12 protein-coding genes are annotated in these 13,286 nt (G+C 71.7%); 5 read left to right on the plus strand and 7 right to left on the minus strand.

The features are described 5' to 3' along the window. Together ACFRCG_RS28655 and ACFRCG_RS28660 are read right to left on the minus strand one after the other, a co-directional pair. Positions 1-300, minus strand: a 300-nt coding sequence (locus ACFRCG_RS28655) for a biotin carboxylase N-terminal domain-containing protein (protein WP_380036671.1), incomplete at its 3' end; no start/stop codon positions are given. A 90-nt stretch (positions 301-390) separates the two neighbouring features. After that, entirely contained in the window at positions 391-1,269 is an 879-nt protein-coding gene (locus tag ACFRCG_RS28660; RefSeq protein ID WP_380036673.1) for an SDR family NAD(P)-dependent oxidoreductase, read from the minus strand. 397 nt (positions 1,270-1,666) lie between these two features. Between ACFRCG_RS28660 and ACFRCG_RS28665 the strand changes: the two genes are divergently transcribed. From ACFRCG_RS28665 to ACFRCG_RS28675, 3 genes are read left to right on the plus strand one after another with little or no spacing between them, the layout of a single operon-like run. Beyond that, a complete protein-coding gene (locus ACFRCG_RS28665) occupies positions 1,667-1,999 on the plus strand; it encodes an acyl carrier protein (RefSeq protein ID WP_380036841.1) in 333 nt (110 codons plus the stop codon). 1 nt (position 2,000) lies between these two features. Next, positions 2,001-3,245 carry a beta-ketoacyl-[acyl-carrier-protein] synthase family protein gene (locus ACFRCG_RS28670; RefSeq protein ID WP_380036675.1) on the plus strand — a complete coding sequence of 415 codons (1,245 nt, stop codon included), beginning with the start codon at positions 2,001-2,003 and terminating at the stop codon, positions 3,243-3,245. Continuing rightward, entirely contained in the window at positions 3,242-4,678 is a 1,437-nt protein-coding gene (locus ACFRCG_RS28675) for a hypothetical protein (RefSeq protein WP_380036677.1), read from the plus strand. The genes ACFRCG_RS28670 and ACFRCG_RS28675 overlap by 4 nt, the downstream gene beginning before the upstream one ends. Positions 4,679-4,923: 245 nt before the next feature. On the opposite strand, the gene ACFRCG_RS28680 is transcribed toward ACFRCG_RS28675, so the two are convergent. The 3 genes from ACFRCG_RS28680 to ACFRCG_RS28690 form a co-directional block, all read right to left on the minus strand. Continuing rightward, positions 4,924-5,313, minus strand: a complete 390-nt coding sequence (locus ACFRCG_RS28680; protein ID WP_380036679.1) for a chaplin — start codon at positions 5,311-5,313, stop codon at positions 4,924-4,926. Positions 5,314-5,678: 365 nt separating this feature from the next. Next, entirely contained in the window at positions 5,679-7,202 is a 1,524-nt protein-coding gene (locus tag ACFRCG_RS28685) for a carotenoid oxygenase family protein (protein ID WP_380036681.1), read from the minus strand. 157 nt (positions 7,203-7,359) lie between these two features. Next, complete coding sequence (locus ACFRCG_RS28690; RefSeq protein ID WP_380036683.1) at positions 7,360-7,899, minus strand: putative immunity protein; 540 nt, start codon at positions 7,897-7,899, stop codon at positions 7,360-7,362. Positions 7,900-8,159: 260 nt separating this feature from the next. Here ACFRCG_RS28690 and ACFRCG_RS28695 point away from each other — a divergent pair, with 260 nt between their 5' ends. Further along, entirely contained in the window at positions 8,160-10,508 is a 2,349-nt protein-coding gene (locus tag ACFRCG_RS28695; RefSeq protein WP_380036685.1) for a collagenase, read from the plus strand. Between the two features lie 112 nt (positions 10,509-10,620). Here the strand turns inward: ACFRCG_RS28695 and ACFRCG_RS28700 are convergent, their stop codons facing one another. Both ACFRCG_RS28700 and ACFRCG_RS28705 read right to left on the minus strand, forming a co-directional pair. Then, positions 10,621-10,806, minus strand: a complete 186-nt coding sequence (locus tag ACFRCG_RS28700; RefSeq protein WP_380036687.1) for an antitoxin — start codon at positions 10,804-10,806, stop codon at positions 10,621-10,623. A gap of 39 nt (positions 10,807-10,845) precedes the next feature. Continuing rightward, positions 10,846-11,451: a helix-turn-helix domain-containing protein gene (locus tag ACFRCG_RS28705; protein ID WP_380036689.1), complete on the minus strand. Its 606-nt coding sequence runs from the start codon at positions 11,449-11,451 to the stop codon at positions 10,846-10,848. Positions 11,452-11,579: 128 nt separating this feature from the next. Here ACFRCG_RS28705 and ACFRCG_RS28710 point away from each other — a divergent pair, with 128 nt between their 5' ends. Next, complete coding sequence (locus tag ACFRCG_RS28710) at positions 11,580-13,184, plus strand: MFS transporter (RefSeq protein WP_380036691.1); 1,605 nt, start codon at positions 11,580-11,582, stop codon at positions 13,182-13,184. Positions 13,185-13,286: the final 102 nt, after the last annotated feature.

Consider the following 13,286-nt stretch of genomic DNA (forward strand, 5'->3'; position numbering starts at 1 on the left):
GCGCACGAAGGTGGCCGTACGGTCGACGTCGGTGTACAGAGCGACGGTCTCGATCCGGGTGCCGGTCTCCGCGGCCAGCTCCCGGACGGCGTGGACGAGCCGCATCGCGGCCTCCCCGCGATTGACGATGGCAACACGACTGAACACCCGACCGAACCTCCTGTGAACGAACGATGTGCGCGCCGCGACAGGGCGGTTCCGGCGGTGACGGCATTCCGTCCCCCGACCGCGGCCGTGTCGCAGACCGGGCAGGCTACCGGGCGCGGCGCACGAGAAATGCCCACGAGTCGTCGTGCGCACGCGCCTGACCAGGGCATATCAACGAGAGTCGAGTTCCGGGGCGTGATGATCGCCTGATTGGCGGTCGCTCGTTCGGCGCAGTATCACCCCTCAGGATCGAGCCCGGTCGTCCCCGCGGCCCTCGACGGCGGATACCTCGTCGGGGCCTTCGTCGCGGGGCGACACCACCCGACCGGCGTCGGGGCCGCCGAGTTCGGCCGGGTCGCTGGTGAAGTCCTTGGCGATGCCGGGGACGGTCAGCGACCGGTACGGGGCATGGCGCAGGAGCCCGGCCAGCACCCGGTAGCGCACGCTCGGGACGCATACGACCGGCGGACGCCGCCGATGGATGGCCCGTACCGCCTGCTTCGCCACGTAGGGCGATGCGAGCGTGAGCGAGGGGGGTGGTGCGGTGATGCCGGCCCGCACGTGGAACTGCGATGCGGTGTAGCCGAGTACGAGTGCGGTGAGCGCGACGGGCGAGGCGCGGATACGACGGGAGTAGGCCAACGATTGGGTCATGGCCAACTCGTACGACTTGGTCGCGCCGTACGCCGTGCCCTGCCAGGCGGGCCCGAGCGCGGCCACCGAGGAGACGACCAGGATCCGGCCGAAGCCGCGCCGGAGCATGTGCGGCAGCGCGGCGTGGACGAGCCGCGACGGGGCGACGACGTTGAGCGCGAGCATGCGCTGCTCGTCCGCCCACGTGGTGCGGTCGAAGGGTGTGCCCAGGGCGGCGCCGGCGTTGTTGATCAGGATGTCGCTGCCGTACGCCGCCTCGGCCACCCGTTCGAGGTCGCCCTCGACCGTCAGGTCGGCGGGCAACGCGCGGGCTTCGATGCCGTGTTCGGCGGCCAGTTCGCTCGCGAGGCGGTCGAGGGGTTCGGCGCCTCGGGCGACCAGGACCAGATCGTGGCCGCGGCCAGCGAGGGCGCGGGCGAGGTCGGCGCCGAGACCACAACTGGCGCCGGTGACCAGGGCCGTGGACATTACTGCCTCCTTCTCGAAACGGGCGGAAGCGAACCGCCCGGCACCCCGGGGGCGTCCTCGGGTGCGGAGGGACGAGCGAGCGCACCTCGTACGGGCCGGTTAACCGCACGGACTCGGCAAAGGTCACGCCACGTCCGCGGTCGCGCGTTCGCGGCCCCCGATGGTTGCGTACTTGCGGGTGAACATCCGGGCGGGCTACCGGTGCCGTTCCCGACGCATCGCCCCAGGTGAAGGGCCGGTTCGGGGGTGCGGGGGCGGTCGCTCGGGAGTTTTGCCCCCGACCTCGCCACCGATACACAAGATGCTCGATCGCATACCCGATCGGGGTTGCTGTACGGCGACGCGCCGCCGGGTGTGCCCGGTCCGACCGAGCAGGAAGGCATTCCCCGTGTACGCGATGCTGTGTGAGTTGCTGGTCGAGGAGTTCGGCATCGACGCCGCAGATATCGTTCCCGAAGCGACGTTCGCCACGCTGGAGTTGGACTCGCTGTCACTGGCGGAGCTGGCGGTCATCGTCGCGGACCGGACGGACAAGGACTTCCGCGGGCTCGGCAACCTGGACAAGGACACCACGTTGGTCCAGGCCGCCGCGGCGTTCGAGGCGGCCCCGGGCTGCGAGGCGTTCGTCCCGGGGGCTCGCGGCACCGCGGCCCCTTCCGACGCACCCGGCGGCGCCGGCGCTCCCTCCGGCTCGGCCTCCGTTGCGGGTGCCCCGTCCTCGGAGGGCTGAGGTGGCCTCGGCCGAGGTCGCGGTCACCGGTCTGGGCCTGGTCACCGCCGGCGGGATCGGCGTCGAAGCCACCTGGCGGACCCTGTGCGCGGGCGTTTCCACGGCCCGCCGCGACCCGGTCCTCGCCGGCCTGGCCGTCGACGTCTCCTGTACCGTGCCCGACTTCGACGGGGACGCCCTCCTGGGTCGGCGGTTGTCCCGTCGCATGGATCGCACGGCTCGCATGACGGTCGCCGCCGCGCGCGAGGCCCTGGCCGACGCCGCCCCGGACCCGGGTGCCTGGGACCCCACCCGCGTCGGCGTGATCATCGGCTCGGGCGGTCCGGGCATGGAGTCCCTGACGGAGGCCATCGCGAGACTGAGCGCGGATCGGGCCACCACCATCTCCCCCGCCGCGCTGCCCCGTTCCCTGCCGAACAACCCGGCCACCGAGGTCGCCCTCGACCTGGGCGCCCAGGGCACCAACTTCGCGCCCGCGGCCGGCTGCGCGTCGGGCGCGACCGCGCTGGGCGTCGCCCGCGACCTGGTGCGCGCGGGCACCCTGGACGTCGTCTTCGCCGGCGGCGCCGACACGATGTGCAACCGCATCACCGCGGCCTCCTTCGCCCAACTGGGCGCGCTGTCCACCCGGTCCGGCGACCCGGAGCAGGCGTGTCGGCCGTTCGACGCCGACCGTGACGGCTTCGTGCTGGGCGAGGGCATCGGCGTCCTGGTCCTGGAGCGGCTGGAGCACGCCCGTGCCCGTGGCGCCCGGGTGCGAGCCCTGCTGTCCGGGTACGGCTCGGCCAACGACGCCCACCACGTCACCGCGCCGCACCCCGACGGCCGCGGCGCCCGGCTCGCCACCCTCGCGGCGCTGGCCGACGCCGACTGGAGCCCGGGCGACGTCGACCACGTCAACACGCACGGCACCGGCACGGTCCTCAACGATGCCGCCGAGGCCCGCTTCCTCGCGGCCACCTTCGACCGCTGCCCGCCGGTCACCGCCGTGAAAAGCGTCCTGGGCCACTCCGGGGGCGCGGGCGGCGCGATCGAGGCGGCCGTCACCGTGCTGACCCTCGAACACGGGAGCATCCCACCCACGGCCAATCACCATCGCACCGACCCCGCTTTCGATCTGGACGTGGTTGCCAAAGCCCCGCGCCGCCCCACTCGCCTGAACACCGCGATCTCCACCTCGGTCGCGTTCGGCGGCCAAAACGCCGTCCTCGCCTTCCGCGCAGCAACCTCAGGAGCCCCCGCATGACCGTGACCCCAGCGGAAACAACGTCGGCGTACTGCGCCGCCCCGGCCTCCGGGCGGCGGTTGGAAGAGTTGGACTGGTGGCGTTCGTGCAGTGTCCGAGTCGTCGAGCCGGCCCCCGAACTCTCCGACGTGGTGCGGTCGTTCCTGGACGACCTGACGGCGGCGTTCGTCCGCGGCGGGCACCGGCTGATCCCGTCGGCCGATCGCGAGACCCGGCTCGACGTGGTCCTGGTGGGCGTGTCGGTGCCCGACGGCCCCGCGCCGCTGGCCGACCGGATCGTGGAGGAACCCACTCCGCTGCTGCTCAGGCTCCGCAAGGACCAGGGTCGGCAGGGCATGGTCGGGCGACTGGTCGCGGTCGCGGAAGTGCCCGAGCGGATGAGCGAGATGGCGCATCCCGAGGTGGTGCGCGTCGCCCGGATCCTGATGGCCAGGGTCGGCGTGTTCACCGTCGTGTTCATCACCCCGGGCACGCTGCCCGGGGAGGTCGCCGAGGCGACGCTGTGCACGATGGAGGGCGGACACCCCACCGAGACCGCGCACGTCGCCCAGGGCGTCTGCGATCGACTGGTCGCCGCGGCGTGTGCGCACGAGGTGGCGGGCCGGCACGACGTGGTGCGCGACGCGATCACCGCCGAGGCGTGGGCCGCGGCCCGCGCGCCGCGAAGCCTGGTGGCGGCCGGGACCCGGATGGGGGACCTCGGGCTGCTGCCCGCGCCGCACGCGATGCGCGACTTCGTCTCGCCCCGGCTGAGCCGCACCTATGCGATGTACCTCAACCTCCAGGGCTTCAGCGAGGGCATGCTCTTCGCGTTCGATCCCGACCTCGACGCGCTCGTGGTCACCGCGTCCGGACGCTGGGGGGTCGACAAACGCGACCTGTCCACCGGCGACCTCGTGGCCGTCGACCATCACCTGGAGCGGGGCCGGGTGCGCGTCCTGGCGCCGGAGGGCGTGCAGCCGATGGCACCGTCGGTCGAGGCCTGGGAGGTCTGCGCGCTGTTCGAGGCGGCACCCACCGTGCGCGTCGGCAAAAACGCGGCGGGGCACTGGCAGTGGGATCCGAACGGCACCCGCGAGGTGCCGGCCATTCGGGCGGGCCTGCACGCGCACGTCGGTGTCTCGTACGCCGACCCGGCGCTGATCGAGAGCATCCCGCCGGACCGGGACCGCTATCCGTACGGGTTCGGCTGTGGCACCGACCTGATGATCGACGTGGCCCGCTCCACGCTGGCCGACTCGCGGGCGCTGCACGATCCCGAGGACACCCGCCACTACGTGCGCTGGCCGATGCTCTACCACGGCGAGATGGCCCTGGAACTCTGGGGCCCCGACCAGCCCGACGAGCCGCTGCGCGGTCTCCTGGACGTGTTCGATCCGCAGGTGCTGGGAGCCGTGCACTTCCACGCGGACCACATCGACCAACCCTGCTGAGCGGTAGCCCGCACACCCACGTGACGGCGTCGGCCTCCGAGACCACGATTCGAGTCCCGGAGGCCGACGTCGTCACGTGGACCGGATGACGAACGCCGCGCACCGTCACCCGTCAACCGATTCGCCCCGCCGGATCCGGGTGGGATCCGACGGGGCGAGGCAACGGGAACCGCGTTCAATCAACGGCGTTCGTTCCGATGGTCGGGGCCGACCGCGCGAGCACCGGCTCCCGGTTCGGCGGGTCGTCAGACCCCGACACGCTCCAGGAGCGAGCGGTGGCCGTCGTCGTGCTGGTAGCCACCGCCGCCGTGGGGGCGGTGACCGTGGGGACGGTGGTGGTCACCCTCGTGGTCGTAGTCGTCGTAGTCCCCGTCGTCGTAGTCGTTGTTCTCGATCTCGGCGATGACGCATTCGCTCCCGAACGCCGGGTTGAGCGCGGCGACCGCGTTGGCGGTATTGGCGCACCCCTCGGCCGGCGTGTGGAACGGAGACTGGCCGATGTTGCCGGAAAAGACCCCCGAGGACTTCACCGCGGCGGCGTCGGCCTCGGAGCTCGCGCTCGCGGCACCCGTGCCCGCCATCACGAGAGCGGCGGTACCGACGGCCAGGGCTCCGGCCTTTTTCAACGAGTTCACGACATTCTCCCGTATAGCGCAACATCCGCGCCGCCGGACCGCGACGCGCACCCGGTTCAACGAGGCCGCCCGTCTCCGGCAACCCCCATCCCCCCAGTTCACCCGAATGATCCATACCCCCAACGACCACTACGTCCCCGAGCCCCGGGTCGTCCCCGATGCCAACGCCGTGACCGGACGGGTGCGTGGCGGACGCGGCCCGACGGTCGGACGGGGGTCTACCGACGTCGGGCCGCGCGGGTGCCGACCACGGGGGGAGCCGGCACACCCGTACAACTACCCCTGTCACACAGGGCAATACACCAACAACCTTATGTATTCGCGATGTTCGTGATCGCTCGCCCGGCGGGCGGCGCATCGCGGCGTCAGTCCGTCGGGACCCAGCTGCCGTGGAAGCCGAGCGGGACCCGGACGGGGAGATGGACACGCGCCACCGGCTTGCCGGTGAAATCCTGCGCGGACAGGACGACCAGGTCGGTGGCGTCGCGCTCGGGGTTGTTCACGTAGGCGAGGATGTAGCCGTCGTCCTCGGCGCGTCCCGCGGACGCGCCCCGCTCGGCCGGAACGAACACCGGCTCGCTCGCGTCCGCGCCGCGCGGAAGGCGGTGCACCGCGGTCGTACCGCGCAGCAGGTCGTGCTTGACCAGCCCATTGCCCGCCCGGATGCCGCTCTCGCTCACCGCCGGCCCGTAGGCGCGGTACAGCTCGACGGACGCCGCGGTGTAGCCGTATCGGTGGCGCCTGCCCAGGTACGCCTCGTTGATCCGGGGGAACTCCTGCGGGCGATCGTCGACCCGTTCGGTGCGCACGACGCCGCGCACGGGGTCGATCGTCCAGCGATGCAGCGAGGGTGGTCCGGCCGCGGCCGGACCGCCGAGTCCGCGTCCGGCGGGCTCGAAGGGCGCGGGCATGCGCGTGAAGTCGACGACGACACGGCCGGCGCCGTCGTCGTAGGCGTTGAGTGTGTGCGAGAAGTAGAACGGCGGGATGTCGAACCATGCCGTCGGGCCGCCCGCTCGTGGCAACAGGCCGACGCGCGCCGGGTGTCGTGCGTTCCAGACGTAGGGCACCAGGGCCCCGGCTGCGGCGGCCTCGGCGTCGAAGGTGATGGGGTTGTCGAAGAGGACGACGTACTTCTCGGTGAGGCCGAAGTCGTGCATCATCGGCGAGTCCGCGACCGGGACGCGCGTGGTTCGGGCGACGTGCCCGGCCCGGTCCAGCACGATGTGGCGCACGTGGTCCCAGTCGATGGCGTACGTCACCGCGTGCAGTTCGCCGGTGTGCGGGTCGAACTTGGTGTGCGCCGCGAAGGATCCGTCGAGGGTGCGGTCGAAGTCGCACAGCCCGACGGTGTTCAGGTCGCCGTCGAGCGCGTAGGGCAGCGGTCCGCCCTCCTGGCACGCCAGGATACGTCCCCGGTACCCGATCACGTGCGTGTTGGCCGCGAAGTCGTCGACGGGGGGCGGCTGGGGGCCCCGGTACGGTTCCCCGAGGCGGGCGGCGACGTCGGCGGAACGCACCCAGCGACTGCGGTACCACTCGGCCCGGCCGTCGCGCAGCCGTACGCCGTGGACCATTCCCGCGCCGATCATCCAGTGGTGCGCCCGGGGGTCTTCGAGGCCCAGCACGTTGGGTCCGTTGCGCAGGTATCGACCGTCGAGCGCGCGCGGCAGACGACCGGTGACGGGCAGGTCGAAGGCGGTGACCTCCTCCCGCTGCGGAGCCAACGCGCCCTCCAGGAACGGGAATCGGCGACGATCGACGGCGTCGGGATCGGCCTGCGCTCCGGCGGCGAAGGCCGGCCCGGTCGCGCCGAGGACGCCTGCGGCGATCCCGCCCGCCGCGAGTGCGCCACCGCGCAGGACGGTCCGTCGTGTGGGGCTGTTCATGACGACACTCCGTTTCGTGGGCTGTGCGTCCAGCCTGCCGCCGCCCCGACACCACGACGATGGCACTGTCCCCCGGACCCCGGTGGGCCTGTACCCACCCCCGGCCATCGGCGCGAGCAGGCCCGGCCGGGTGAACAACTCGACGGCGCCCCGCGGTTCAGGCACCCGCCCGCAGCGCGGCGTCCAGGGCGCTCATGAGCTGTCCGACGCGGTTTCCCGAGGTCGGCGCGAGGGGGTATCGCAGCAGCACGGACACCAGTTCCGGCGTGGCGCGTCGCCGAGCCTGTTCGATCAGCGCGTCCCCGACCGCGGGGTCGCCGCCCGCGCCCAGTTCGCCGACGCGGGCGGCGCTCGCCGCGGCGCGCAGGATGTGTCCGACCTGGGTGGCCCGCGATATCGGGTGCAGGTAGGCCGCGGCCGCCGCGTCACCGGCGGACCGCGCGGCAAGGCGGGCCGCTTCGGTGCCCGCGTCCTTCGCGGCCCGGTGCGCGTCCAGGGAGGTGACGCGCTGCAGCCTGGTCCGCCGCGCCCCGTCGACGAACTCCCAGGCGGCGTCGAGCGCCTCGCGCGGGCGAGGGTCGCCGGGAACGTCCTCCTCGAACACGTGCAGGACGTCCCGCGCGCTCTCCGCCGCGTAGCGCGTCACGACGCGCAACTCGTCCATGGTCAGCTCGAAGTCACCGAAAACACTCGCCATGGCTTCGATCCTGCCACCACCGGCGGACGGGCGAGCCCCCGGATACGGGCCCTGCCCGTCGGTATGTCGACGTTCGCAGGACCGAGCACACCTTGGCCAACGCCCGTACGGGGCCCGCGATGTGACGGCGTTTCAGGCGTAGCGGGTGGCATTCCGGTCGAGACTCTTCCGGCGCGGTGCGACATGTGCCATGTTACATGTCGCACATCGGAAGGCTGCGTCCCGGTACGCGGCCCCAACAGCTCCGGAGGCCCCCGCACATGCGTCTCTCCCGGATATCGACGGCCCACGCGCGAAGACTCCCCGCGCTGGGCGTAGCCCTGTTCCTGACCCTCGGCCTGTTCGCTCCACAGGCCCAGGCCCAGGCCCAGACGACCCGAGCCCGGTCCCAGCCCCAAGCCGCCACCGCCCCGGCCGCGGCCCGCGCCGGCAAGACCCCGCCCACCGCGCCCCGGTCGATCCCGGTCCCCAAGTCACCCGACGCCCGGGCCGACGCCTCCGGTTTCAACATCTCCTCGCAGGAAGGCACCGAGGAGCACGCCCGGTCGGCCGCCCCGACCGCCGAATCCGGCGCGGACGCCAGGCAGTTCTCGGCCGCCGCCAACGCGTGCGGCGACCTGTCCGCGGTGATCGACGCGAGCGGCCCCGAGCTGATCCGACAGCTGAAGGCGCTCCCCGACGTCACGTGCACCTACCCACTGTTCAACCTCACCGGCCAGACCGCGGGAACGGCCTTCCGCGAAGCCAAGATGGTCACCGTCGCCGACGCGCTCCGCGACGCCTCGGCGGCGTACCCGGGCACCAACGACACCTCCGTCGGGCAGTTGGTGCTGTTCCTGCGCGCCGGCTACTACGTGCAGGACAACAACACGAACGCCGTCGGCGCCTACGGCCCGGCGCTGGACACCGCGGCCCGCGGCGCACTGGACGCCTTCTTCGCCTCCCCGCGCAGCAAGGACGTCACCGACGCCAACGGCGCGACCCTCAACGAGGTCGTCACGCTGATCGACAGCACCGGCACCGCCGGCCGGTACGCCGGCGTCGTCAAGTGGCTCCTCGCGAACTACGACGCCACGTGGCCCGACGGGATGACGCTCGCCGTGGCGCACGTCGAGTGGGTCGCCGAGAACGGCTTCAAGGCCAAGAACGACGCGCGCGGCTGGCGGGCCGCCCTCAAGGCCGACCCCACCATCACGAACACCTGGGCCGACTTCATCATCCGCAACAACGCTCAGCTCAACCGCTTGGACGTGGTCAGCAATGTCGGCCGCTTCCTCGGCTACGCCCTCGACATCCCCGAGTTGAAGGATCGGGTCCGGCCGCTGCTGAAGGACCTGATCAACCGCTACCCGAACATCGGCCCCACCGGACCGATCACCATGAACCTGGCCTGGTACACCCGTGCGTTCGACCGGAACAACTGTGCGGCGTACGCCATTTGCGACCTGGGCGCCCGAGTGCTCCCGGTGGTTCTGCCGACCCTACACACGTGTAGCCCGAACCTGAAGATCCGCGCCCAGGACATGTCCCCCGCGCAACTGACCGGAACCTGTACCAGTCTGATCAACCAGGACGCCTACTTCCACCGGGTGATCGGCGACAAGGGCGCGATCCCGGGCGATGTGAACACCAACCTCGAGGTCGTCGTCTTCGACGACTACACCCAGTACTCGCTGTACGGCTGGGCCATCTACGACATCGACGTCGACAACGGCGGCACGTACGAGGAGGGCAACCCGAACCTGGCCGGCAACCAGGCCCGCTTCATCGCCCACGAGGCCGACTGGCTGCGTCCGTCCTTCCAGATCTGGAACCTCAACCACGAGTACACCCACTACCTCGACGGCCGCTACAACATGTACGGCGACTTCGAGGCCGGCATGACCACACCGACCATCTGGTGGGTCGAGGGCATCGCCGAGAACATCTCGTACGGCTACCGCAATCAGCGCAACGCCGACGCGATCGCCGCGGCCGGACAGAAGACCTACACGCTCAGCCAACTCTTCGACACCGTCTACGACCAGGACGACAACCCCGACGTCAACTCCGCCCGCGTCTACCGGTGGGGCTGGCTGGCCGTGCGCTACATGCTCCAGGCGCACCCCGCCGACGTCGAGACCGTGCTCGCCAAGTACCGCACCGGCGACTGGGCCGGCGCCCGCACCTTCCTGAAGCAGACCATCGGCACCGGCTACGACGCCGACTTCGCCGGCTGGCTGACGACCACCTGCGCCACCGCCGACTGCGGCCCGCTGCCGGAGGCCGCGGCCATCGCGCTGTGCACCAACGCCGACCCCCGGCAGTTCGACAAGAACTGCCGCCGGGACAATCTCGCGGCCACCACCGGCAACGCCGCCTACCACTTCCTGTACCTGCCGGCCGGCGTCAAGGAATTGACCATCACCACCACCGGGGGCACCGGCAACGCCGACCTGTACTACGGCGGCGGCACCTGGGCCACCACCACCGACTACCGGGCGAAGTCCACCAACGCCGGCAACGCCGAGACCCTGACGATCGCCGATCCGCCATCCGGCTGGGTCTACTTCACCCTCGCCGCCGCGCAGACCTTCACCGGCGTGACCGCGAGCACGCAGTACAGGTGAGCCGGTCCGCCGGCGATCGTTGAACCGGGGTGAGCCGGCGAAACCCGGAACACGACGGCGGTCCCCGCCATCCGATGTCGGATGGCGGGGACCGCCGCGTGGCGCTCCGCCGTTACTGCGGCGGAGTGTCCTGATCCCGGCCGAGTCGGTCCTTGAGCCTGTCCTGGGCAGTGTCGACCTGACCGCTGTACTTGCCCTGGGTCTTGTCGTCGACGACGTCGCCCGCCTTGTCGACGCCCTGCCCGGCCTTGTCCTCGTGGCCCTTCAGCATCTGCTTGAGCTTGTCCATGACGGACATCGTGGCCCTCCTCGAACGTGGTGATCCCGCACTCCAGCGTCACACTCGTTCCAGCGGGGTGCATCCGGAGTCGCCGCCCTCGCGCTGGTGGCCGCGGCGGGCGTCGCGGTCGAAGATGCCCAGGATCTCGCAGGGCCCGCCGGCCGTGCCGATCGCGTGCGGCAACATCGTGGGGAACTCGGCGGCCTGGTTCGTCTCGATGCGGAGGCGGCGATGGCCGAGCATCAGGATCGCCGTGCCGGACAGCACGACGAGCCATTCCCGGCCCGGGTGGGCGCGCATCCTCGCCGGATTGTCCGGCGGCGGCTCCGTCATGCGCTGACGCACCACACTCATGCCGGGGTCGCCCTTGACGGGCCAGCGCATCAGGCCGTGCGCGCCGTCGATCATCGGACTGACCACGACGTCGTCCGCGGCGGTCTCCACGAGCTGGTCCAGCGTGGTGTCCAGCGCGCGGGCGAGGGTGACCAGCTGATCCAGGGCGAGCCGGCGCCGGCCGTTCTCGATCCGGCTCAGTGAGGACTGACTGAGGTTGGCGCGCCCGGCCAGTTCCTCGAGAGACCAGCCCTGCGCCACCCGCAGGGCACGGATGCGTTTGCGTACGAGGCTGTCCAGCTCCCCATCTTCTTGCGTCATGGGCAACATTGTATGCCTGTGATGCAAAGCGGGCCTAGCGTCGAGAGTGCTCGATCCCCAGCCTTCGGCCCCACCCACGGCGCCCCGCGACCGGTCCGACCGGCGTCTGCCCGGCATGCCGTTTTCGAGAGGACCCCATGAGTACGAACCAGCCCGAACCGACCGCCGCGGCCGGCGGGGACGGTGTACCCGACGCACGCCGGCTGCGTGCCATCCTGATCGCCGTATCCGTCGCGCTCATGGCCGTCATCGCGTCGGTGTCCGGGCTGAACGTCGCCCAGACCCACATGGCGGTCGAGTTCGGCGCCTCACAGGGCACGGTCCTGTGGATCATCAACATCTACACCCTCGCCCTGGCCGCGCTCCTGCTGCCGCTCGGCGCGATCGGCGACCGCCTGGGCCGCAAACCGATGCTGATCGCCGGGTTGGGCGTCTTCGCCGCGGCGAGCGTCGCGGCGGGCCTGGCCCCGACGGCGGAGGTCATGCTGGCCGCGCGCGTGGCCGCCGGTGTCGGGGCCGCGATGATCATGCCGATCACCCTGGCCGTCATCACCGCCACCTTCCCCGAGGCGCGGCGCGGCAAGGCGATCGGCGTGTGGACCGGTGTCGCCGGGGGCGGTGGCATCCTGGGCATGTTCCTGTCCGCGTTCCTCGTCGACGTCGCGGACTGGCGTTGGTTGTTCGTACTGCCCGTCGTGCTGAGCGTCGTGGCGCTGGCGATGACGCTGAAGTCGGTCCCCGACTCCCGGGAGAAGTCGGCTCATCGTTTCGACACGGTCGGCGCGCTGGTCTGCGTCGTCGCCGTGGTCGGCCTCATCTTCGTCCTGCAGGAGGGTCCCGAGCACGGTTGGACGGCCCCGGCGACGGTGGTCGCCCTCGCCGTCGGCGTGGTCGCCGCCTTCGGTTTCGTGGCCTGGGAACTGCGCCGGCGGGACGCCTCGCTGCTGGATGTACGGCTGTTCCGCGAGCGTGGCCTCGCGGGCGGGTCGCTGACGCTGCTGGTGCTCTTCGGGGTCCAGGCGGGTATCGCCGTGGTCCTGTTCCCGTTCTTCCAGGCCGTGCTCGGGTGGTCGGGCCTGCTGTCCACGCTGGCGCTGATGCCGATGGCCGTGATGATGATGACGGCCTCGGGCCTGGCCCCCGGGCTCGCGGCACGGATCGGCTCCCGCGCGACGATGGCCGTGGGCATCGCGCTGGCCGGGATCGGCCTGGCCCTGATGGCCCTGTTCGTCTCCGCCGCCGGCGGCTATCCGACCGTCCTGCCCGGCATGCTCGCCATGGGGATCGGCATGGGCCTGTCCATGACGCCCTCCACCGAGGCGATCACCGGATCCCTGCCGCGCGAGAAGCAGGGTGTCGCCTCCGCGCTCAACGACGTCACCCGCGAGTTCGGCACCGCCCTCGGTGTGGCCCTGCTCGGCGCGCTGCTGTCCGCCGGATACCGCGGCGCCATCGCGGACCGTCTGACCGGCATCCCCCGGGGGCCCGCGGACACCGCCCGGGAGGGCATCGCCAACGCCGTCGAGGTGGCGGACGACACCGGCCCGCACGCTCCGGACCTGCTCCACGCCGCCCGGCAGTCCTTCGTCGACGCCTGGCAGCAGGCCATGTGGGCGGGCGCGGCCGTGCTGGGCGCGCTCTTCCTCTACATCGCCTTCCGCGGCCCGCGAAACCAAGCCCCCACCGCCGTGCACGAGCCGGAAACCCCCGCCGCCGCTTCACCCCCGAGCCGGCAACCGTAGCGACCGCCTCGAAGGCGAACCCGGCCGATATGTACCAGGATGGGCCGGGGGGCTCGTCCCGTGAGCGGCCGTCCGCACCCGAGCGGTCGGCCGTAGGCGCGG

It is taken from the genome of Embleya sp. NPDC056575, assembly GCF_042793325.1.
Lineage (GTDB): Bacteria > Actinomycetota > Actinomycetes > Streptomycetales > Streptomycetaceae > Embleya.

What these genes read in the sequence shown, in the direction of transcription:
- ACFRCG_RS28660 (WP_380036673.1), bottom strand. Translation starts at nt 1,269, where the DNA reads ATGTCCACGGCCCTGGTCACCGGCGCCAGTTGTGGTCTCGGCGCCGAC.
- ACFRCG_RS28665 (WP_380036841.1), top strand. Translation starts at nt 1,667, where the DNA reads ATGCTGTGTGAGTTGCTGGTCGAGGAGTTCGGCATCGACGCCGCAGAT.
- ACFRCG_RS28675 (WP_380036677.1), top strand. Translation starts at nt 3,242, where the DNA reads ATGACCGTGACCCCAGCGGAAACAACGTCGGCGTACTGCGCCGCCCCG.
- ACFRCG_RS28685 (WP_380036681.1), bottom strand. Translation starts at nt 7,202, where the DNA reads ATGAACAGCCCCACACGACGGACCGTCCTGCGCGGTGGCGCACTCGCG.
- ACFRCG_RS28690 (WP_380036683.1), bottom strand. Translation starts at nt 7,899, where the DNA reads ATGGCGAGTGTTTTCGGTGACTTCGAGCTGACCATGGACGAGTTGCGC.
- ACFRCG_RS28695 (WP_380036685.1), top strand. Translation starts at nt 8,160, where the DNA reads ATGCGTCTCTCCCGGATATCGACGGCCCACGCGCGAAGACTCCCCGCG.
- ACFRCG_RS28700 (WP_380036687.1), bottom strand. Translation starts at nt 10,806, where the DNA reads ATGTCCGTCATGGACAAGCTCAAGCAGATGCTGAAGGGCCACGAGGAC.
- ACFRCG_RS28705 (WP_380036689.1), bottom strand. Translation starts at nt 11,451, where the DNA reads ATGTTGCCCATGACGCAAGAAGATGGGGAGCTGGACAGCCTCGTACGC.
- ACFRCG_RS28710 (WP_380036691.1), top strand. Translation starts at nt 11,580, where the DNA reads ATGAGTACGAACCAGCCCGAACCGACCGCCGCGGCCGGCGGGGACGGT.